Genomic DNA, 21,834 nt, shown 5'->3' with positions numbered 1-21,834 from the left:
TACGCCGTGCCCCGTCCGAGGAGATTAATACTGCCCATGCCCGGTCTGTCGGTGCGCGAGAGGATTCTCCGACTCAACGAGCTGTACTCGTTGCCGGAGGTCGCATTGGAGTGCCTGCGTTTCGAGGAGAACGCAGACGGACAACGTGAGTTTATCTGCCGTCTGACCGCCGAGCATCAGACCGCCACCATGGTTCTGCGGCTGTGCGCGCCCAGCCGTGAACTGACCACTCCGTTGCGCAACATTCCCGACGCGATCGACCGTCTCGGCTTCCGCTCGGTGCGCGCCGCGCTGTTGGCCGCCTGCGTGCGCGAGGCCTTTGTCCGTCCCGAACCGGCGCAGGTGCTTGATATCACCCAGTTCTGGCGGCACTCGATTGAGACCGCGCTCAATGCGCAGATGCTGGCCGAGCGCTGCGGCTGCCAGCCGCCGCAGGAGGCCTTCGCCGCCGGATTGCTCCATGATGTCGGTTTGCTGCTGATGGGGCATGTCTTCGGCGAGTCCTATCGCAGTTTCCTGAAAAGCGAGCTGCCCAGCGAGGATTGGGCGCCGCACGAAAACGACCGTTTCGGCATCGACCATGCCGAGGCGGGATCCTGGTGGTGCCAGACACAGGGCGTGCCCGAGCCGATCTGCGACGCCGTGCGCCGTCACCATGACCGCGGCCTGGCCGTTCGCGGCGTCCCCGATGATGAGCGCCTGGCGTTTGTCACCGCGCTGGCCGACCGAATCAGTCAGATGGGCTGCGAGCCGCGCGTGCCGCTCACCCGCCGCCGGGTCGAAAGCAAAAACCGCATCCTCACCGCGCTGGGTCTGCACCCGATCGATCTGACCTTTGCCAGCCGCAGCGCCGTCGAGGCCCTCCATGAGATGGGCGGCATTCTCCAGGTTGACATCGGCAGCGAACTCGACATTCTGCGCAACGCCAACCAGTGTCTGCGCGAGAGTTACGGCGAGCTGGAGCAATTGCTCCTTGAAGCGCCGGTCGCTTCGCGCGAAGAGTTGATCCACCAGGTTCTCGATGCCATTTGCGCGACCTTCTCGCACTACATCAACAACGCCACCACCACGATCATGGGGCATTCGGAACTGGTCGAGATGGCGGTGCGTCGCGGACAGTTTGAGGACCCCGACGGCCGTCTGGTCGAATCGATGCGCATGATCGAAAACGCCGTGGTCAACATCTCGGCGGTGCTGACCGAAATGAAGCTGCTCGGCAAGTTCGAGGTGGTGCCCTACCACGATCGGGCGCAGATTCTCAACATCGACGAAAAAGTCAAGCGGCGGGTCGAGCAACTGGCCAACCGCTAAGCCGCCATTCCCCGAAGACAGGACGCGGGCGCACCGGGTGCGCCCGCTCTGTTTTTGGGTGACCGAAACGGGCGCGGGCGGTATAATGAGTCGATGTCGCAGTCCGAGTCACGGTTCCTCGACCGTCCGGTTGTCAGCATTCCCGCCTTCCTCGCCGAAGCGGCCGGGAAATGGCGGAACCAGCCGGCGTTGTGGCGCTGGGTCGATGCCCGATTTGCGCCGGTGACTTATGGCGCGCTCTTTCCGGCCGTCGCGGCCCTGGCGGCGCGTCTGGCCGACCACGGCGCCGGACCCGGTGTGCGCGTGGCGATCCGCCATGGCGACCGCTTCGCCTTCGCCATCGCCTACCTGGCGGTGCACTGGTCGGGCGCCACCGCGGTGCCGCTGGACCCGATGCTGACGCCGGTGGAAGTCACCGGCATCCTCCATGATGCCGACGCCGCGCTGTTGATTGTCGATACCCGCTCCGCCTATCTCGATTCCCCCACCGTCAAGACCCGTGTGGTTGAGCTGGCGAACATCTGGCCGGGATTCGCTGCCGCCGATGGCGACATCCCGACGCCGCCGCCGATCGACCCGCGGTCGCTGGCGACCTTGATCTTCACCTCGGGGACCACCGGCTACAGCAAGGGCGTGATGCTCACCCACGCCAACATCGTCACCGACATCATGGCGATTCAGGAGATGCGGCTTCTGGAGCATTCGGATGTGCTCCTGTCGGTCCTGCCGATCCACCACGCCTTCGAATCGACCGCCGGTTTCCTCTATCCGCTCTCGATCGGGGCGCAGGTGGCCTATGCCCGCAGTCTGAAATCCAATGAGATTCTCGATGACCTGCGCGCCAACCAGGCGACCGTGATTCTGGCGGTGCCGCTGCTGTACGAAAAGATGCGCAACGCGATCGCGCGCAAGGTGGAGGAGGCCTCACCCGTGCGGCGCGGACTGTTCAATGCCATCGCCGGCATGGTGCGTCTGGGCCATCGCCTCGGCTGGAAACGCGGCGGCCAGATGCTCTTCCGCGGGGCGCGGAGGAAAGCGGGGCTGGCGTCGTTGCGGCTGGTCGTCTCCGGCGGCGCGGCGCTGCCCGCCGAGGTCAGTGAGTTTTTCGATGTGTTCGGCATCCCGATTCTGCAGGGGTATGGCCTTTCCGAAGCCGCGCCCGTGGTGTCGGTCAATCGGCCGGGTCATCACCGCTATGACACCGTCGGCCCGGCGTTGCCGGGCGTCGAAGTGAAAGTGCGCGAGCCCGACGCCGATGGCATCGGCGAGCTGGCCGTGCGCGGCCCGATGGTGATGGCCGGATACTGGAACCGTCCCGAGGACACCGCCGCCGTGCTGCGCGATGGCTGGCTGCTTACCGGCGATCTCGGCTGGCTGGATCCCGACGGACATATCCATGTGGTGGGACGCTCGAAGAATGTCATCATTTCCGGCGCGGGCAAAAACATCTATCCGGAGGAGATCGAATCGGTGCTCAACGCCCAGCCGGGTGTCGCGGAATCGATGGTCTACGGGATCAAGCGCTCCGGCAAGACCGGCGAGTTGGTGGGGGCGATCGTGGTGCCCGACCGCGAATGGCTGGCGGCCTTCCAGCCGGAGGCGGTGCGTGACCGTCAGTCCCTGCAGGCGGCGATGGCCGCGGCGGTCAAGGGGGCCTGCGAAGGCATGGCGCCCTACAAACGGATCGTGGAGTGGACCATGCGCGATGACCCCTTCGAGAAGACATCGACCCGCAAGATCAAACGCGCCCTGGCGTTGCAACAACTGGCGACCTCGCCGTCCGACGGCGCGCCGGAACGAACCCAGACGGCGGATGCCGTCTGAGGGTCCGCGAGGCACCCATGGTCCACTCCCACATTCTCAAGTTTCACACGCGCGGGGACGGCGATATCATCGATCTGACCGCCGATGTCGAAGCGGCGGTGGGGAAGAGCAAAATCCGCAACGGCATCGTCGTGGTCTGCGCCGTCGGCTCGACCGCCGCGGTATCAACCATTGAGCATGAGCCCGGTCTGTTGCGCGACTGGCCGGCGTTGATGAATCGTCTGGTGCCCGCCGGAGTGCCCTACGCGCATGATCAGACCTGGGGCGACGGCAACGGATATGCCCACCTGCGCTCGACTTTGGTGGGAACATCGTTTACCGCCGCGGTGTCTGAAGGGAAAGTGGCACGCGGCACCTGGCAGCAGATTGTGTTTCTGGAATTCGACAACCGGCCGCGCGACCGTCAGGTGCGCGTGCAGATCATGGGAGAGTAAACGTGAAGTGGCTGGCCGCCATCCTCGTCGTGCTCGGTCTGGCCGCGCCGTGCGGCGCGCAGACCGTCGACTTGTTCCGCACCAACCCGCTGCAGTATTTTGCCGGCGGAAAAACCTCGCACTGGGTCGGCAACGGGCTGTTTTTCCAGGTGAACTACTCCGACACCCTGCAATTCGCGCCGGACAGCAGCGGCAAGGGGTTGGCGATCCGACGCGTGCTGGTCAACGCCGACAAGGGCGCCGCCATCTCACGCGGCAGCGGCCAGGTGATGCCGGTCGCCGGCGACAGCATCTACGCCGTGCGCTGGACCGAGAAATCTTATCCGTCGGTCAACGGCCTGATGCGCTGGCAGGAAGGACAGTGGGTGGTCTCCTTCGACGGCGAGTGGAAGGAATGGTCGATCCGGGTGCGTCCCGATGCCCCCGGTACCCTGGTGGCCGGGTTGGCGCGCATGATCCCGGGCTTCCGTCCGGTGGAACTGAGCACGATGACCTACCGCGCGGTGGGGAAGTAGCGCACGGCGCTGGCGTTGGAGTGACCTTGAGGCATGTGCTCAGACAACCGTTCGCGCCGGGGGGAGGAACAAAGATTGCTTTCCGCCGCGGCGGACAGGCGTCGTCGTCCGCCTCATGCGAACTCCTCCTCGCAATGACGATGCGTGAACTATATCAGCCGCCACCGTCATTGCGAGGAGGGACGGTCTCTCCGAGAAGCTTCACGCAATTCCATCCGTCATTGCGAGGAGGAACGATCCGCCGAAGGCGGATCGGACCGACGAAGCAATCTTTTTTAGCGCGGCAGCGTCCAGACACGCCTTCCGCCATCGCGATACACTCCATCGCCTGACTCCATGCTTGCCTTCCTCCTCATCGTCGCCAAGTGGCTCGGCCTGGCCGGGATGAGCGCCGCCGCGATCATCGGCTACGCCGCGCCGCGGCTGTTCACCTGGGAGACGCATTACCTCATGGGGATGGTCTCGACCTTCCTGTATGCGCTGGCGCAGGTGATGATCACCTACTACTTCATCGGCATGCGCACCGCCATGGTGCGCGCGGCCGCCAAATACGAACTGGGGGAGGACTACGCCGTCGAGGCGCAGGCAATCAAACGCCGCGTGACCCGTTTGGGCCACTGGCTGCCGCTTCTGGCCACCGCGACTTTGATTGTCGCCGGTGGTGTGCTCTTCGGCCAGATGACACCCTGGCTGCATTGGGCGCTGGGCGGACTTACCATTCTCCTGGGCGTCACCAGCGGCGCGACCGAGTGGCGCGCCTTCAAACAGAATGCCGCCCTGTTCGAACGCGCCGCCGCGCGGATTCGCGCGCTGCCCGAACAGACACCCGACGCCACCGCCGTCTGAAAGCGCTTGGATCGCCGCGACGCGCGCCATTATACTGCCCGGTCCCGCCGTAACTCATCGCGGGGCGCAGGAGATCACGCATGCCAATGACGCTGGTTGAAAAGATTATTGCCGCCAAGGTGGGGGAGACGGTCCGTCCCGGGCAGCTGGTCATGGTGCCCGTCGATCAGATCTTCGCCCATGACCTCTCCGGTCCGCTGGCGATTACGCAATTGCAGAAACTCGGCTTCCGGGGTTTCAAGCAGCCCGACAAGGTGCGCTTCTTCCTTGATCATGCCTCGCCCTCGTCGACGGTCCAGTCGGCCAACGAGCAGAAGACCATCCGCGACTTCGCCGCCGAGTGGAATGTCGAATTAATCGACGTCGGCGAAGGCATCAGCCATCAGATCGTCATGGAGCGTTACGCCAAGCCGGGGGATATCATCATCGGCGGCGACTCGCACACCTGCATGGGGGGCACCATGGCGGCGTTGGCCACCGGCATGGGCTCCACCGATGTCGCGGTGGCGATGTACCTCTCCAAAACCTGGCTTAAGGTCCCCGAGACGATGCGCTTTGTCATCAACGGTAAACTGCCCAAGGGTGTCTACTCGAAGGATGTCATGCTGCACATCGTCGGCAGGATCGGCGTCGACGGCGCCACCTACCGTTCGATGGAGTTTGTCGGCACCGCCATCGACGCATGGGGCGTGCCCGATCGCGCGGTCCTGCCGAACATGGCGGTCGAAGCGGGCGGCAAGTGCGGATTGTGTGCCTCCGATGCGCGCACGCAGGAATACCTCGCAGCGCATGGCCGTCCGCAGGACTACACCCCGCTGGCCGGCGACCGCGATGCGCCGTGCGTCTTTGAGATGACCGTCGATTGCGCCACGCTCGAGCCGCAGATCGCCATGCCGCACAACGTCGACAACGTCGTCGGCGTCACCGACCGGAAGGTCAAGGGGTTGCGGGTCCATCAGATTTACCTCGGCACCTGCACCAACGGCCGGATCGAGGACTTCCGCGAGATCGCCGCGATCCTCAAGGGCAATAAGGTCGCCAAAGGCACCCGGCTGGTCGCCACACCCGCGTCGCGCTCCGTCTATCTCGATGGCCTGCGCGAAGGAGTCTGGGAGACGATCATCCGCGCCGGCGGGCTGGTCAATTCGCCGGGCTGCGGCGCCTGCCCCGGTATTCAGACCGGCATTCTCGGGTCCGGCGAAAACTGCCTGTCGACCATGAACCGCAATTTCAAGGGACGGATGGGCAATCCCGAGGCCTTCATCTACCTGGCGTCGCCGGCCACCTGCGCCGCCTCGGCGCTCACCGGCGTCATTACCGACCCCCGCGAGGTGATCTCATGAGCGACAAGGGACGCGCCTGGATTTTCGGCGATGACATTTCCACCGACCTGATTTTCCCCGGACGCTATGTCCATTTGCTGTCGAACATGCCGGAACTGGTCAAGCATACGCTCTGCGATGCCCGCGAAGACTACGCCGCCGGGGTCAAGCCGGGAGACTTTGTCGTCGCTGGCAACAACTTTGGCATGGGTTCCTCGCGCGAACAGGCGGCGGTGATCATCAAACTCTCCGGCGCCCGCGCGGTGCTGGCCAAATCGTTCGCGCGGATCTTCTTCCGCAACGCGATCAACAACGGCCTGCCCTGCATCGAGGTCGACACCGATGGGATCGCCGAGGGGGACACGCTGGCCATCGATTTCGCCGCCGGCATCCTGCGCGATGAGACCAACGGCCTCGAGCGGCGTTTCCAGCCCCTGCCGCCGATCATGACGAGGATCCTCGCCGACGGCGGATTGATCGCCCACCTTCAGAAGCACGGCGACTTCGCGATGTAGCCGTCTGCCGTCCGTCATCCCCGCGGCTTTAAGCGGGAATGACCGCGGGTGACCGGGCGACGGTGTGTCAGGCAGGAAAGGCGCAGGACAGCGTTCATATGATTCCGCAATCCGGCCTCGGTAGGGTTCTCTTTGTTCTGCTGATTGCGTTGACCATAGGCCAGTGGCTCCTGCCGCTGGCATTTTATGACGCGTTGCCGCGGCGGGTGCCGGTGCATTTCGATCTGTCCGGCAATCCCGACCGTTGGTCCGAGCGCGGCGGCTGGGAGATGTGGGTCGGGCCGATCACCGCGACCGTCATGGCGATCCTCTGCATCGTGCTCTTGAAGTTTCCCGGCGCCTACAACGTGCCACGCAAAGCCGAGATCGCGCTGCTGCCACCTGCGGCGCGCGCCCGTCTGCATGATCTCATGCGCGAGATGATGCTGGCGATCTTCGTCTGCATCGGCATCCTGATGGGCGGACTGAATCTGTTCACGCTGATGATCGCCACCGGCGCCGCGTTGAGGACCCCGTGGCCGCTGATCGTCCTGCTGGTCACCGCGCCGCTGGCGCTGGCGATCTACTACCTCAACCGCATTGCCCGCGCCGCGGATGAGGCGAAAACGATGGCCGGGCGCCAAACTGTCACCTCGGGCATCTCCGCCCGCCTCCCCTGATGATATGACTCGAATCAACCAATCTGATCTCGATGCCCTCCGCGCCATCTGCGGCGACGACTTGGTGCTTACCGACCGGGCCGATCTGGACATTCATGGGTCCGATGAGACCGAGGATCTGTCCTTCCCGCCCGAGGTGGTGGTGCTGCCGCGCACCACCGCGCAGGTGCGGGCGATCATGACACACTGCGCCGCGCGCCAACTGCCGGTCACGCCGCGCGGCGCCGGAACCGGGCTTTCCGGCGGGGCATTGCCGGTCCATGGCGGCGTCTGCCTCTCGCTGGCGAAGATGAATCAGATCCTGGAGGTCGACACCGAAAACCTTGTCGCGGTCGTCCAGCCGGGGGTGATCACGCAGGTGTTGCAGGAGACAGTCGAGGCGAAGGGGCTTTTCTATCCTCCCGATCCCGCCTCGCGCGGATCCTGCTTTATCGGCGGCAATGTCGCCGAGTGCGCCGGCGGGCCGCGCGCGCTCAAGTACGGCGTCACCAAGGACTATGTGCTCGGCGTCGAGGCCGTGCTCTCCAACGGCGACCTCATCCGCTGGGGCGGCAAATTGCTCAAGAATGTCACCGGCTACAACCTCGCCCAGCTGCTGGTCGGCTCCGAAGGCACCCTGGCCATCGTCACCGAGATCACGTTGAAGCTCATCCCGCTGCCGAAGGAACGCATCATGATCGTCTGCCCCTTCGACGATGGCGAGGCGGCGGCGCGCGCGCTGACCAAGATCTTCATGGCGCGTCTGTCCCCCTCGGCCGCCGAGTACCTTGAAGGCGCGGCGGTGCGTTGCGCCGAGCAGAAATTCGGAAAGTCGTTCCCGCAGTCCGACGCCGAGGCGCACCTGCTTCTGGAACTGGATGGCAACGACCGCGCGTTGCTGGAGCGCGACGCCGAGCAGGTCGGCGAAATCTGCCTCAACGAGGGCGCGCGCGATGCGCTGGTCGCCGATGATCCGCAGAAGGTCGCCGACATCTGGCAGATGCGGCGCGGCATCGGCGAGGCGGTCAAGTCGGTCTCGGTCTACAAGGAAGAGGACACCGTGGTGCCGCGCGCCAAACTCCCCGAGCTGGTGCGCGTGGTGCGCACAATCTGCGCCAAGCACCGGCTCACCGCGATCACCTACGGGCACGCCGGCGACGGCAACCTGCACGTGAACATTCTTAAGATGGATTTAAACGACGCCGAGTGGGAGGGACGGCTCCCCGGGGCGATCACCGAACTGTTCGAACGGGTGGTCGCCATGGGCGGGACCATCTCCGGCGAGCACGGCATCGGCTGGGTCCAGAAGCACTACATGCCGATCGCCCTTTCGCCGACGGAGCTGGATTTGATGAAACGGCTCAAGCGCGCGTTCGATCCCGATGGTATATTGAATCCGGGGAAAGTCTTCCCCGATGCGTAGGGACCCACAAGGCCGCCGCCGTCGCCAATGATCGCGACCTGGACGCGACGCGCGCGCACGCACGAAAGCCATCGCATGCCCGAGCACCAGTTCCAGAAGCACTTCACCGTTGCGGAGGCCAACGCCCTCCTGCCGCATGTGTTGTCGGTCTTTGAGCGGATTCATGCGCTCGGCGCCGAACTGGCCGCGCATCAGGCCGCGCTCGAATCAATCCACGAGCGCGCCCCCGGCAACGGCGGCAGCGCCGCCACCGCCGAGATCCTGGTCATCTCCGATGCCATCACACGGCTGATGAGCGACCTGGAGGACAAAGGCATCCTGATCAAGGACGTGCAAGCCGGCCTGATCGACTTCCCGCACCTGCGCGAGAACCGCGAAGTCTTCCTCTGCTGGCGGATGGGGGAGAAGTCGATCGAGTTCTGGCACGAGATCGAAGCCGGCTTCCGTGGCCGCCAGCCGTTGTAATGGCAATGAAATGTTGGCGCGGGTGGAGGATGCTTGCGCCTGGTCACACGAAGCAGATTCCCTGCCCTCCGGACTCGGGACGACATTGCGAGGAGCTATTCAGGCAACTCGCAATGCCGGAGAGGGGGCTTTCAGCCCCTTGTATTTTACCGAATCAGCACAATCACCCGCGACATCTCGCCCTGCGTTGTGGTCATGCGGCAGAGGTAATGCCCCGAGGCCACCGGCCGTCCACGCGCGTCGCGTCCATCCCACACCACGCTCGACTCCCCGGCGCCAAACTCCCCCGCGGCCAGCGTGCGCACCGGCCGTCCGAGGATGTCGAAGATCTCGATCCGCACATGCGCCGGCTCTTCCAGTACGAACGGGATCGCGGTCTCCGGATCGGTGTAGGTGACATAGGGGCTGGGACGGCTTTGCAACAAGCGAAAGTCGAATCCCGATGGGGGCTCAGGCGTGGCGGTGTCGACCGTGAAGACCACCGGCACCAGAAGCGGCGAATTGTCCGCCAGCGGCGCGGTGATGACGATGGTGTCCTGATAGATGCCCGGCAGCAGGAAGAACGGGTCGGCATACATGGTCGGAAAGGCCGGTGTCTTGCCCACCGCCGGCGTCAGTTCAAGCCAGTCCGACGACCACGATGCGCCCCAATCGACCTCAATCCCGCCGACGGAAAAGATATTCAGACTCCGCGCCGCCGGATCGGCATCGCCGGTCTCAGCCCTGACCGTGATCGCCGTGGGTGAAACACCGATGGACACCGCCTCCGGGTCGCCGATGGTGATCCGTCCGGGATACACCGACGGCGCAATCAGCCCGCCGGTGTAGCTCGACCAGTTCACCCAGCGTATCGGCTGATCATTGAGCACCTGGTAGACTGAGTCGATGAAGGCGTACTGATCGAAGGCGCCGGGATCGACATGGAAATAGAGGGTCGCCACCGGCCCATCCCCGACCGGGACCCAGCCCACCTCGCCGGGAATGAGCGAAGTGATCAGCGTGAAGGTGGAATACCGCTCCGGGACATTGGGCACACCCGGGATGGACTTCATGATCCCTTCCCAGCGCTCCGGACGCGGCCTGACCGAATCGAGGACAAGATCCGGAGTGGACCAGCGAAACGGCACCGTCAGCCCGCCCAGGATGACATCGTTCTCGATCAGGATGTCGACAGAAAACGACCCACCCGGTTGCGTCACGGCGTTGCTGAAACGCGTGGCATTCTCCGCCTGCGCCGTCACAGTCGGCAAGAGCACCAGCACAATGGCAAGGGGGAGGTAATATCGCATGGCAAGCGGCAACGACCCGGTTGACCGACCCGTGCCTTATACGCGCCATCCGGCGCATTCGTCGGGCAAAATCAGATGGCTGCCGTGTTCGATTGCATCCACATCTTTCAATCGTAGGGCAGGTCTGAGACCTGCCCTTTGCTCTTCTTGCCTGCGGAGCACAGGTTGACCACCTGCGCCATCGTGACCGCGACAAAGATCCCAGGACCCGGCCAAGAGCGCAGGGTCCTGGGATGACGGGAGGCGAGGCAGTGCTCTGATCCACCGGCCAAGGGGCTGTCAGCCCCTTGCCCCCATTGACAGCCCTGCCCGCGCGCGGTTAATTGGCGTGATTGTATAGTATTTCGCTCATGATTCGACACCGTCTGGCTCTAGGGAGGAACGAGAATGGAAAAGCAGTTGATCAAATACGACGCTCAGGACGGCATCGCGATTCTGACCATGTCCGATCCGCCGGCCAACACCTACACCTACGAAATGATGCGGCAGCTGGATGAGGCCATCCTTCGGGCGCGTTTCGACGATAATGTGCATGTGATCGTGCTGACCGGCGACGGCGACAAGTTCTTCTCCGCCGGCGCCAACATCCGCATGCTCACCGAGGTCACGCCGCAGTTCAAGTACTACTTCTGCCTGCACGCCAACGAAACGCTCAACCGACTCGAGCAGACACCCAAGCTCGTGATCGCCGCGCTCAACGGCCACACCGTGGGCGGCGGGCTGGAAATCGCCATGGCCGCCGACATCCGCATTGCCAAGAAAGAGGGCGGCAAGATCGGTCTGCCCGAAGTCACCCTCGGCGTGCTTCCCGGCACCGGCGGCACCCAGCGTCTCGGACGGCTGGTGGGAAAGGCCCGCGCCATCGAGATGATGTGCACCGGCCAGACCTTCTCGTTTGAGGAAGCGCTCGACTTCGGCATCGTCAATCACATCTACGACCGCGACGAGTTCATGGACAACGTGCTGATCTATGCCCGCCAGTTTGTCCCGCCGGCCAAGGCCGCCAAGGCGGTCGGACGGATCAAGCGTGCTGTCTGCTCCGGCTGCGAAGTGCCGTTCTCCGAGGGATTGGCGATCGAGCGCGAACTGCAACAGCAACTGTTCCAATCGCAGGACGCCAAGGAAGGCCTGGCCGCGTATGTGGAGAAGCGGGTCCCGAAGTTCGCGGGCGTCTGACGATTGGCGATTGACGATTTTCGATTGTCGATTGAAGTGATTGATGACGTGTAGGGGTGGCACAGGCCTTTAGGCCCGTGTGTCCGCGGCAGGAAAGCAGGCCCGGCAAAGCCTTGCCCTCCCGATGCAAATGCGCAGAAGGGGAGGGCGAGGCTTCCGCCGAGCCTGCTCTTATCCGTCGTCTGTGTACACGCGGCCGTCTCCTGATCCAACAATCGCAAATCGCCAATCGTAAATCGCGCCGGGTCCCCTCACCCGATTCCGTCTGACGGCGGAATCGACCTCTCCCAAAGGGAGAGGTGAACATTCCGTGTACTTCGTCCGGTTAATTCATTGGATGAAATATCGACGACGCTGAAGTTATGCAGACTTTCATCCCCCGGCCCCCTCCAGTTTCAAGAGAAACGCTTGTTCACCTCCCCGCTCGTCGAGGTCGTATTGCCGAAGGCAAAACGAGTAGGGGCACTCGCGTCGCCTGCGTCCAGCGAGGCGGACGCACTACCATTCAACATGAATTCGTTCGATACGGAAAGTTCACCTCCCCCTCTGGGGGAGGTCGTTTTGCCGAAGGCAAAACGGGTGAGGGCACTCGCCGCAAGATGATTGCATTTGCCCGCCTCTGAGTGTAAATAATCCCGAACACCACCGCGGCCATTGCCGCCCACCTCGACCGACAAGGACGGCGCATGACTTTGCCACTGCTCAAGCCCCAGTTCACTGATCTTTACATCAATGGTGCCTGGACCCCGGCGCAATCCGGCAAGACCTTCACCGACATCTGCCCGATCACCGCCCAGCCCTACTGCGAAGTCGCCGAGGGGGATGCCGCCGATATCGACAGGGCGGTTAAAGCGGCACATGATGCATTGCACAAAGGCCCTTGGGGGACACTGTCCGCCGCCGCCCGTGGGATGCTGCTCTGGAAACTGGCCGATGAACTGGAAAGGCGGGCCGAGCGGCTGATCAATCTCGAGACCATCGACAATGGCAAGCCGGTCTTCGAATCGAAGATTGACCTGCATCAGGCGATCGGCGTTTTCCGTTACTTCGCCGGCTGGGCCGACAAGATCGAAGGGGCGACCATCCCGGTCGCCGGGCCGCAGTTTGTCTACACCCGCCGCGAGCCGGTCGGGGTGGTCGGCGCGATCATCCCGTGGAATTTCCCGATTTTGATGTGCGCCTGGAAACTCGCCCCGGCGCTGGCCTGCGGCAACACTTTAGTCCTCAAGCCGGCCGAGCAAACTCCGCTCACCGCGCTCGAGGTCGCCGACGCCGCCGAGAAGGCGGGCTTCCCGCCCGGTGTGCTCAATGTCGTCAATGGATTCGGGCCGACCGCCGGACGGGCCCTCGTCGATCATCCGCTGGTCGCCAAGATCGCCTTCACCGGCTCGACCGAGGTTGGACGCGAGATCGGCGCGCGTGCCGCGGCCACGCTCAAACGGGTCTCGCTCGAATTGGGAGGCAAATCGGCAAACATCGTCTTCGCCGACGCCGACATCGAGCAGGCCATTCGCGGCGCATTGGTCGGCATCTTCTATGGCAAAGGCGAAGTCTGCGCCGCCGGGTCGCGGCTGATTGTCTCGTCAAAGATTCACGATCAGGTGCTCGAGGGGGTCATCGCCAAGGCGGCCCGCTATGCCCCCGGCGATCCCTTCAATCCCAAGACCCGCATGGGCGCGCTTGTTTCCGAAACGCAGATGAACCGTGTCCTCCGCTACATCGACGAGGGGAAGATGGAGAGTGCCAAGCTTGTGACCGGCGGAAAGCGAGCCGAAGGGTTTGCTGGGTACTTCGTAGAGCCAACGGTATTCGATGAGGTCACGGATGACATGGCCATCGCCCGCGAGGAGATCTTCGGGCCGGTGTTGGCGGTGATGCGTTTCGATGAGGAAGAGGAGGCGGCGGCGCTGGCCAACGCCAGCCCCTATGGTCTCGCCGCCGCGGTCTACACCCGCGACATCGCCCGCGCCCACCGCACCGCCGCGCGTCTCCAGGCGGGCACCGTCTGGATCAACTGCATCAACCTCTATGACGCCGCCGCCCCGTTCGGCGGCTACAAAAGCAGCGGCTACGGCCGCGACCTCGGCGCCGCCGCGCTGGAGCAGTACACGGAATTGAAGACAGTATGGGTGGGCCTTGAGTAAACGCCTGATCGTCATTGCGAGGAGCGCAGCGACGAAGCAATCTTTGTTAACCCGATCGGCGGCATGTGAAGAGCGAAAACGGTGGGTGCAAAGAGCGCACCCACCCTACGAGAGCTGCATCAACCTCTATGTCGCCACCGTACTGACGCAGTAAACGGAGACGTAGTGCGTCTGGGTGTGGCTGGAATGACCGCCTGATCGTCATTGCGAGAAGCGAAGCGACGAAGCAATCTTTGTGGTTCACGAAAGCATATGGTTGAGATTCCGGATCGCTTTCTCGAGAAGAATCGACATCACGTCATTCCACGGTTCTACCTTGCCAACTTCACGAACGGTGGTGAGCGAGCGGATGGAATGTTGTGGCGATACGAGCGCGGCGGTGGAGAGCCAATCCCAATACACCCCAATGACGCTTCCGTCATCAAGCATTTCTATCGTGCTAAGGATGTGGACGGTGAGGAACACAACGTATTCGAAGAACACTTGAGGAAATTAGAGGATATCGCTGCCCCTATTATCCGTGCAATAGTCGAGGACCGCCGCACGCCGAGAGCAGAAGAGTACGCATCGCTGTCGCTATTTGTGGCGAGTATGCACTACCGGACTGCTGCACTGAGAGATATCTTCTTTGGGTTTGGGAAGAGTTTCATTGACAAGGTTGTGTACAAAGCGGCAAAGGATCCAATTAAGTGGCGACAAAAGATTGCTGAATTCCAGTCACAGGGGTTCGAGCTTGGCGGCATGGACCCTGAAGAGCTCCGGAAATGGTTTCTCAATCGAGACAACTACACAATTAGCTTGAACCCGGGAGCCGCAATGAGTCTATACTTTAAGTTGCTGCCTCAGCTCGCTAAGCAGATTGCCTCGATGGATCACACGATCATCGATGCAAGAGACGATCTTCAGTTTCTGACTTCGGACAACCCGGTCGCGATAGTCGATATCGGAGGAGAAACAGGTAAGTGGAAGGGTGACTTCGATAGCTCGGGCGCGCAGATTACGCTTCCGCTCTCTTCCCGATTTACGTTTCTGGCATCATGGGGTGGCCCTGTAGGCTTTGCGTCGTGCGATACATTCTTTAAGCGACACATCAACAAGCGGACTGCTTGTCGAGCGAGCAGATATGTTTTTTCGCCTTTCCGGGCAAGATTTATTAACAGATGGCTCAACGAGCTCGAACCGATGATCCCGAAGCTCGAGTGGCCAGATGAGCCTGGTGGAAGAATAAGGATTACCTAAGCGATAATGAGACAGATGTCAGAGCGGCGGGTGGCCCTGATGCGCCTTTTGCATCAGGGCTCGCCTAAGCCCGCAGCGACCAGCATGGGAGGACCATCATCGAGTCGTGTTGCGTATGCGCCAGCTCGCGGCAGGGTGGCCCTGATCCCGGGCGCTGATTCTGCGCCACAAACCCCAGGGGTGGCCCTGACGCGCTTTCCCGCAGGATCAGGGCTTGCCAAAGCCCGCAGCGACCAGTATGGGGATGACCATCACCAATTCGTGTTGCCTATGCGCCAACTCGCGGAGCCCAGCGGGACAGAGTAAACCCTGACGCAAAGAGCGCGTCAGGGCCACCCGTCATTACAGCGCGCCAGGGAAAGCGAGTGGTGCATCGCCTCTGGCAAGCCGGTGGGGGGTACGACCGGAATCTTTACAATTGGGACACCGTTGCCAAGGCGGTAGACTACATTGAATGAAATCCGGTAACCCGCGGACTGGTCAGCGATCCATGCGAATGGTTGTGGTCGAGCGCGAGGGCGCGGACGGGCTATGGGAATGTGCCGTTGCGGATGGATGCGCTTGATGATAGATTTCGGCGTGACAGGAAGGTCCTGAGCAGGCCCTGATCCTGCGAGAAAGCGCATCAGGGCCACCCCGCCATCAGTGGAATCAGAATCGAGAGACGTGTGCTGAAGTACGTTGTGCCCGTCCTGCATGTCAGCGGCTCCGCCGCAGCGGAACAGTTCTACTGCCACCAGCTGGGTTTCCGGTTGCGGCAGGCCATGCGTCCCGATCTTGCGGGCGCCGACCCCTGTTACATGGTCATCGAGCGCGAGGGCGTGTGGCTGCACCTGTCGTCCTTCCCGGGCGATGGCGTGTCTGGCGGCGTGGTTTACCTGGCGGTCGAAAACGTCGATGCGATGCACAAAGAACTGCTCGCCAGGAATGTCGTGATTGATTCGGGACCCGTCGATCAGTCCTGGGGGAACCGCGAGATGTATGTGAAGGATCCAGACGGCAATTGCATCCGCTTCATCCAGGAACGCGCCCGGTAATTCGACGCCCGCGAGGATGCTGAAACCATCACGCCGTCCGCGACGAAGTTTGCGCACAGAAAGCGGTACGTGCAAAGAGCGCGCGCACCATACGGACTGCCACCATAAATCCGGCCGAGCGCGAGTTGGTTGCCGCTCCATCGGATTAGGAGTGTTCGAGTTTGAACGCCGATCAGGGACTAGGAGAAGCGCCATTGCAGGTTCAGGCGGTTCCGTTGTAGATTCCCGCATCCAAGGACTCCCACCGCGAGCGGAGGGGCACCCGGCAAGTGACTCAGGCCTGCCCTGACGAAGGTCAGGGCCACCCGTCTGGAATGGATAGATGAAGCCACGAATCAGTGTCCTGTTTGCCAGCATGCTCCTCGCCGCTGCGGCGTTTGCGCAGGAGGCGGCGGAATTGCCTTTTGCTGTGCCCACACCGGATGGCTGGGCGAAAGAGACAATACCGCTGCCGCCGTCGTTTGCGCCGGACATGAAGTGGAGCGGCCTCGAAGAATTGCGCTTTGCGCCGGGATGGATGAACGCCGACTCCGCGACGTTCTTCTCCTATGCGCTGCTTTTCTGGTTGCCGGGAGACCAGCCGACCGATGCACACACGCTGGAGACCCAGCTTTTGACCTACTACCGCGGGCTGGCCCAGGCGGTGGCCGAGTCCAAAGGGAAGGTCCTCGACGTGACCCGGTTCACAATGTCTGTTGTCGACGCCGCGACGCCGCCGCAAAAGCGCGCCGGCGGCGAAGAGGTCACGGCCTACAACGGTAAATTGAAATGGATCGAGCCATTCACCACCGGCAGGGAACAGACCCTGCGGATGGAGATTCAGGTCTGGCGCTCCGTCATGCCCGTCGGGAACTGTGTCTTCATTTGCGCGTCGTCGCAGCCGGAGACCGCCGAAGTGTGGACAAAGTTGCGCGCCATCCGGGAGGACGTAGGGCCGGCACAGAGGGGAGAGTCGAATATGCGTGTCCATTATCTGGAGATCGTTTGCCGTGACGTTGCCGCTCAGTGCGCGGCGCTGGAGCGGGTTCATCGATTGTCCTTCGGTCCGCCGGTGGCCGATCTCGGCGCGGCGCGGGTAGCGAAGGCGGCCGACGGGAGTTTGATCGGCGTGCGCGCGCCGCTGGCCGAGCATGAGCAACCGATCATCCGCACCTATCTGGAAGTTGCCGACATCGCCAAGGCCATCAAGGACGCCGAGGCGGCCGGCGGCGTGGTCGCCTATGGTCCGACCCAACAGGGCGACACCGGCACCTGGGCGATCTATTTCCTCGGCGATCTGCAGTTCGGCCTCTGGCAGAAGTAGGGCGTGTGCGCTCTTTGCACGCACCATCTTGGTGTAATGGTATTCGCCGGGGAGAGCACAATGGCTGGCAAGTCTCACAAGAGGACGGCGACTGTCGCAGGGAAAACTGACGCCAGACGGACCGGCAGGAAGGCCGCCGTCCGCGGGGATTGGCGCGAGGAGACTCTGGCTCGCATGCGGGCGCTGATCCTCGCGGCCGACCCGGAGATGATCGAAGAGCGAAAGTGGAAGAAGCCCAGCAACCCGATGGGCGTGCCTGTCTGGTCGCATCACGGGATCGTCTGCACCGGCGAGACCTACAAGCAGGTCGTCAAGCTGACGTTTGCGCGCGGCGCCAGTCTCCCCGACCCGGCCGGCTTGTTCAACGCCAGTCTGGATGGCAATGCACGCCGGGCGATCGATATCCGCGAAGGGGAGAGGGTCGATGCGCGCGCTTTCAAGGCGCTGGTGAAAGCGGCGTTGGCCGCCAACTCACAATTGACGCTCGAGAAAACGAAGTCTCAACGCACCGTGAAGCGGCCGCGCCTGCTCACGGGCGGCAATCCGCAGATCGCCAAAGCCGACGGCGCCGCGCCGGTGCGCGCCTATATCGCCGCCATGCCTGGCTGGAAGCGCGAGATCGGTAGGCGTCTCGATGCCCTCATCGATCGTCATGTCCCCGGCGTGCGCAAGGCGGTACGGTGGAACTCCCCGTTCTATGGCATTGCCGGGCAGGGCTGGTTTCTGTCGTTTCATGTCTTCACGCGCTATGTCAAGGTGACCTTCTTCCGGGGCGCATCGCTGCAACCGGTCCCGCCCGGCGGCTCAGGCCCCGAAGCACGCTGGATCGACATCCACGAGGACGATTTCGATGACGCCCAGTTGACCGCCTGGATCAAGCAAGCCGCCGCCCTGCCGGGCTGGGGGGCATAGGGGCGGACGCACATGGCGTACGCTTCTGATGCTTCGAATTGACACAGGGGCGAAAGGTCACAGACCGTAATGCGCACAGGGAATAGATCCCTCACGTCAGAACCCCGGAGGCGTGAAAGTACCTTGGCCCAGGGCGTGAGCCCTGGGTTGGCCAGACACACAGAGAAAGCCCTGTAAGGGCGACACAAAGCCGTCTCCACCCCATGCCGAGTTTCCACACCACGGGCCTTGGCCAACGAAATGAGCCGAGAGGAGCAGCCCATGCCAACCCCATCCCCCGACCATCTGCTCGACCTCCTTCTCGACTCCTGGGACCGTAACAATCGAATCCTGGTCAATCTGCTGCGGGCAATTCCGACGGGCGGCTTGGCGGCGCGGGCGACGGTGGAGGGGCCGACGGTGGCGGAATTGTTCACCCACATGCATTATGTGCGACTGGTGTTTGTGGCCGAGGACGCGCCCGAATGCGCGCGCGAACTGCCCGCGAACGAGTGGGTGCATGACACCGATGTGGAACGGATCGCGCGGATGCTGGCGGAAAGCGCCGCGGCGGTGCGTGAGGCGGTCCGCGGGCGGGTGGAGGCACAGCAGGCCATGGCGATGCACTACGATCACCCGATCCTGCTGCTGCAGCACATGATCTGGCATGAGGGATACCACCACGGTCAGATCAAGCTGGCGCTGAAGCTGGCGGGCACGCCGGTCAGCGATGAAGTGGCCGGGCCGGTGACCTGGGGTGTGTGGATGCGCAAGACGTGAGCGCCCGACCGGCGGGGGAGAGCGCCAACGATTCCAAGACGGCCGGGAGCCGCCGACTTGGGATGACGATGACGCCGGCGGCTTCCCTGCGCAGTGTCGAACGCTCGGTGTCTCCAATCCGCGCCGGATCAGCGGACGTCGACTGTCAATATCCCCTACGCAAACGAAACATGTCCACCGGGGACGCCGTATGAGGTCCAACTCCAACCTGCGGGGACCTGATGGACTCAACGAAGCAAATCGCACGGCTGGCCGGGGTGTTATACCTGCTGCTTGTCATCGGCGGGGTGTTCAGTCTCATGTATGTCCGCGGCGCCGTGATCGTCCCCGGAGATGCCGCCGCGACGACCGAGAGTATCCTCGACCATGCGACGATGTTGCGGATCGACCTGGTGGTCGGGCAGGTCTCGATGGTGGTGTTCATGCTGGTGGCGCTGCTGCTCTACCAGTTGCTGAAGCATGTGCATCATGTGTTGGCGGCGTTGATGGCGCTGGTGGTCCTCGTCCACTTGCCGCAGGGGCTGGTCACTCTGCTGTTGCAATTCGGCGCGTTGGAGATGGCGCACGGGGAAGGGTTTTTGGCCACGCTCGATCCGGCACAGCGGGAGATCATGGCGGCCCTCTGCCTGCACCTGGTGGGCAAAAGTGCGATCCTCTCCGAGTTCAGTTGGGGGCTGTGGCTGTTGCCGTTGGGCGCTTTGGTCTATCGGTCGGGATTCCTGCCGCGGTTTCTGGGCATCTGGCTGATCCTGAACGGGCTTGCCTATATGATCCTGTCGTTCCTCGGCATCTTCGCGCCGACGGCGGGGACGCTTCTCTCCAAATACGCCTTCCCGATCCTGCTCGGCGAGGTGGCGCTCACCGTCGGCCTCCTCTACGTTGGATTCCGACCAACCCGGCCGGACACTCAACCATCAGATCGTAGAAGCGGTTCTTGAGCGGCAAATCGCTCAACCATTCGAACGTGGAAGCGGCTCTTGAGCCGCAAATCGCACGGCCCCGGCGCGATGGGCGCGCGGGGCCGTACGATGCCAATCCGATCTAACCTACGATTGCCTCAGGGCTCGTAGGGCTGGACGCGAATGTTGTGGTTGGAGCAGACCATCCGTACCTTCTCGTACAGCGCCGCCGGATCCGCGTCCACCAGGATTAGGTTGCGGGCCGTGGGAACGTCGATCAACGGCGAGTGCCCCGGTTGAAGCGAACCCGGGAAGATGCGATACAGCTTCCCGTCATTCTGGTCCACCCAGACACCGGGACGATCGATGTCCGAGAAGTGCGCGACCTCGACACTGAAGGCCGCAGTAGTTGCCGTGGTGCTGGTCATACCACAACCTCCTTAACGTTGAAGTGGCCTCCTCCAATGGAGGGCCAGAGTACTGCTGCTCCCGCCGGCGCCCTGCCGGCGGCTCGCATGTGTATATAAAGCTGTCTGGTTTTACCGGTTCCATCGGGCGCAATTTTTTTTCGCTTTTCCCTCCCGACGGCATCTGTCTCGCTATCTGTCGTTTTGGCAAAGAGATCCGACGCGCCAGTCTTGGGAGTTTGTGAACCCGGACGGGCCTCCGGCGGTCTACAACGAATAAGAGAATGGAGAATTCCGGATTCCGACCCTCAATCTGAATGGCGGGATTGGTGCCTGTGCCCCATTGCCAACCACTGCCGTGCCTTTGTAATGAGCCCGAAGGCGATGCGTGCTCATGCCGATCTGCTGTGGGCTACTCCAACGGGAAGGATCAATCCACTTTACCGCCGCCAGACCCCTGACGGCATGTCTGGTCAGGGCGCTGGTTCGGACACGCATCGTTGCCAACCCGGCCGCGTGAAAACCCGCCTCGCAATGCGAGTACTGGAGTCCGGAAAAGAGACTGCCCCCCCGCGCATGGAGGGCAGTCTCGCACAACAAGCGATCATGGTGACTTATCTGGCCGCGACCTGCGCATCGAACGAGCGCATCAGTTCGACGGCGAACCGCTGACCTGCGGGCAGTTCGAGCTGCTGCCCCTTGGTGGCCAGCGCAATCGCGCCGCCGGCCGCGCCTCCGACCACCGCGCCGGTCGCCGCGCCCTTCGCTTTGTCCTTGCTGGTGAGCGCGCCGATGATGCCGCCGATGACCGCGCCGCCGGCGATTTTCTCCTCGTCGCTGATCTTGTCGCCCTCGCCTTCGAGGACAATCTTCCGGGCCTCAATGGCGTAGGTCTTGCCCCTGGCGTCGGTGATCGATTCAAAGACCAGAGTCATCTTCGCCTTGCCAGCCGTGCGATGCGGCTCCTCGACATTCTCCAGCCGACCCTGCACCATTGCGCCGGCGGGGAAGACCGTCAGGCGATCAACCATTAGCGCCTCGGTGGTGCGGGCGCTGAAGGCGTCGCCGCTTTTGTGCGTGTCGGTGCGCAGTTGCTGATCCAGCGCCACAGTGAGCATCGTCCCCGATGGAACGCTGACAGTTTGCACCGCGCTGGATTTGGGTTTGGATTGGGTCGCCGATTGCGTCTGCCCGGGGGCGCTCGCGGTTTGTTCGGTGCCACCGCCGCAGCCGGCCGCGATCATGGCCAATGCGAGCATCACCGACGATAGTGAGAGTGCCTTGCACGTCATGGTCGTCCTCCTTCCGGATATGGAACAGGATTGATGCGGGCTGCCAGATGGACGGATATTTCTTTTACAATTCGGCGGCGGAAA

At 62.9% G+C, this 21,834-nt stretch carries 21 protein-coding genes; 18 read left to right on the top strand and 3 right to left on the bottom strand.

What is annotated here, in order from left to right; all coding sequences use genetic code 11:
- Positions 1-36 precede the first annotated feature (36 nt).
- The 10 genes from VNN55_08835 (at position 37) to VNN55_08790 (ending at position 9,293) form a co-directional block, all read left to right on the top strand.
- Entirely contained in the window at positions 37-1,311 is a 1,275-nt protein-coding gene (locus VNN55_08835; GenBank protein HWO57655.1) for an HDOD domain-containing protein, read from the top strand.
- A 93-nt stretch (positions 1,312-1,404) separates the two neighbouring features.
- A complete protein-coding gene (locus tag VNN55_08830) occupies positions 1,405-3,135 on the top strand; it encodes an AMP-binding protein (protein HWO57654.1) in 1,731 nt (576 codons plus the stop codon).
- A gap of 17 nt (positions 3,136-3,152) precedes the next feature.
- The gene (locus VNN55_08825; GenBank protein ID HWO57653.1) at positions 3,153-3,569 is read left to right on the top strand and encodes a secondary thiamine-phosphate synthase enzyme YjbQ; all 417 of its coding nucleotides are present in this window, start codon (positions 3,153-3,155) and stop codon (positions 3,567-3,569) included.
- Between the two features lie 2 nt (positions 3,570-3,571).
- A complete protein-coding gene (locus VNN55_08820; GenBank protein ID HWO57652.1) occupies positions 3,572-4,084 on the top strand; it encodes a hypothetical protein in 513 nt (170 codons plus the stop codon).
- Positions 4,085-4,420: 336 nt separating this feature from the next.
- Entirely contained in the window at positions 4,421-4,930 is a 510-nt protein-coding gene (locus VNN55_08815; protein ID HWO57651.1) for a hypothetical protein, read from the top strand.
- 80 nt (positions 4,931-5,010) lie between these two features.
- On the top strand, positions 5,011-6,273 hold the full coding sequence (locus VNN55_08810) for a 3-isopropylmalate dehydratase large subunit (GenBank protein HWO57650.1): 1,263 nt from the start codon (positions 5,011-5,013) through the stop codon (positions 6,271-6,273).
- The gene (locus VNN55_08805; protein HWO57649.1) at positions 6,270-6,767 is read left to right on the top strand and encodes a 3-isopropylmalate dehydratase small subunit; all 498 of its coding nucleotides are present in this window, start codon (positions 6,270-6,272) and stop codon (positions 6,765-6,767) included. Before VNN55_08810 ends, VNN55_08805 begins: the two co-directional genes overlap by 4 nt.
- Before the next feature lie 98 nt (positions 6,768-6,865).
- Positions 6,866-7,426 (top strand): DUF1648 domain-containing protein, encoded by a 561-nt coding sequence (locus VNN55_08800; GenBank protein ID HWO57648.1) that lies wholly within the window; start codon positions 6,866-6,868, stop codon positions 7,424-7,426.
- Positions 7,427-7,430: 4 nt separating this feature from the next.
- Complete coding sequence (locus VNN55_08795) at positions 7,431-8,828, top strand: FAD-linked oxidase C-terminal domain-containing protein (protein HWO57647.1); 1,398 nt, start codon at positions 7,431-7,433, stop codon at positions 8,826-8,828.
- Between the two features lie 27 nt (positions 8,829-8,855).
- Positions 8,856-9,293: a DUF2203 domain-containing protein gene (locus tag VNN55_08790; protein HWO57646.1), complete on the top strand. Its 438-nt coding sequence runs from the start codon at positions 8,856-8,858 to the stop codon at positions 9,291-9,293.
- A gap of 146 nt (positions 9,294-9,439) precedes the next feature.
- Here VNN55_08790 and VNN55_08785 read toward each other — a convergent pair whose 3' ends face one another.
- Entirely contained in the window at positions 9,440-10,582 is a 1,143-nt protein-coding gene (locus VNN55_08785) for a FlgD immunoglobulin-like domain containing protein (protein ID HWO57645.1), read from the bottom strand.
- Between the two features lie 387 nt (positions 10,583-10,969).
- On the opposite strand from VNN55_08785, the gene VNN55_08780 reads away from it, so the two are divergent.
- The 8 genes from VNN55_08780 to VNN55_08745 all read left to right on the top strand — a co-directional run bounded on the left by VNN55_08780 (position 10,970) and on the right by VNN55_08745 (position 20,090).
- A complete protein-coding gene (locus VNN55_08780; protein HWO57644.1) occupies positions 10,970-11,758 on the top strand; it encodes an enoyl-CoA hydratase-related protein in 789 nt (262 codons plus the stop codon).
- Between the two features lie 686 nt (positions 11,759-12,444).
- Positions 12,445-13,902, top strand: coding sequence for an aldehyde dehydrogenase family protein (locus VNN55_08775; protein HWO57643.1), 1,458 nt, complete (start codon positions 12,445-12,447; stop codon positions 13,900-13,902).
- Between the two features lie 252 nt (positions 13,903-14,154).
- On the top strand, positions 14,155-15,141 hold the full coding sequence (locus tag VNN55_08770) for a DUF4238 domain-containing protein (protein HWO57642.1): 987 nt from the start codon (positions 14,155-14,157) through the stop codon (positions 15,139-15,141).
- 668 nt (positions 15,142-15,809) lie between these two features.
- On the top strand, positions 15,810-16,178 hold the full coding sequence (locus VNN55_08765; protein HWO57641.1) for a VOC family protein: 369 nt from the start codon (positions 15,810-15,812) through the stop codon (positions 16,176-16,178).
- Between the two features lie 322 nt (positions 16,179-16,500).
- Positions 16,501-17,481 carry a hypothetical protein gene (locus VNN55_08760; protein ID HWO57640.1) on the top strand — a complete coding sequence of 327 codons (981 nt, stop codon included), beginning with the start codon at positions 16,501-16,503 and terminating at the stop codon, positions 17,479-17,481.
- Positions 17,482-17,517: 36 nt separating this feature from the next.
- Entirely contained in the window at positions 17,518-18,393 is an 876-nt protein-coding gene (locus tag VNN55_08755; protein ID HWO57639.1) for a DUF1801 domain-containing protein, read from the top strand.
- A gap of 261 nt (positions 18,394-18,654) precedes the next feature.
- The gene (locus VNN55_08750; GenBank protein ID HWO57638.1) at positions 18,655-19,152 is read left to right on the top strand and encodes a DinB family protein; all 498 of its coding nucleotides are present in this window, start codon (positions 18,655-18,657) and stop codon (positions 19,150-19,152) included.
- A 221-nt stretch (positions 19,153-19,373) separates the two neighbouring features.
- On the top strand, positions 19,374-20,090 hold the full coding sequence (locus VNN55_08745) for a DUF4386 domain-containing protein (protein ID HWO57637.1): 717 nt from the start codon (positions 19,374-19,376) through the stop codon (positions 20,088-20,090).
- 119 nt (positions 20,091-20,209) lie between these two features.
- On the opposite strand, the gene VNN55_08740 is transcribed toward VNN55_08745, so the two are convergent.
- Together VNN55_08740 and VNN55_08735 are read right to left on the bottom strand one after the other, a co-directional pair.
- Positions 20,210-20,479, bottom strand: coding sequence for a hypothetical protein (locus VNN55_08740; GenBank protein ID HWO57636.1), 270 nt, complete (start codon positions 20,477-20,479; stop codon positions 20,210-20,212).
- A gap of 593 nt (positions 20,480-21,072) precedes the next feature.
- Positions 21,073-21,750, bottom strand: a complete 678-nt coding sequence (locus tag VNN55_08735) for a hypothetical protein (protein HWO57635.1) — start codon at positions 21,748-21,750, stop codon at positions 21,073-21,075.
- Between the last annotated feature and the right edge of the window lie 84 nt (positions 21,751-21,834).

Source organism: bacterium (assembly GCA_035559435.1).
Classification (GTDB): domain Bacteria; phylum Zixibacteria; class MSB-5A5; order WJJR01; family WJJR01; genus JACQFV01.
The sequence above is the reverse complement of the archived record's forward strand: the minus strand, read 5'-3'. Positions and strand labels throughout refer to the sequence as shown.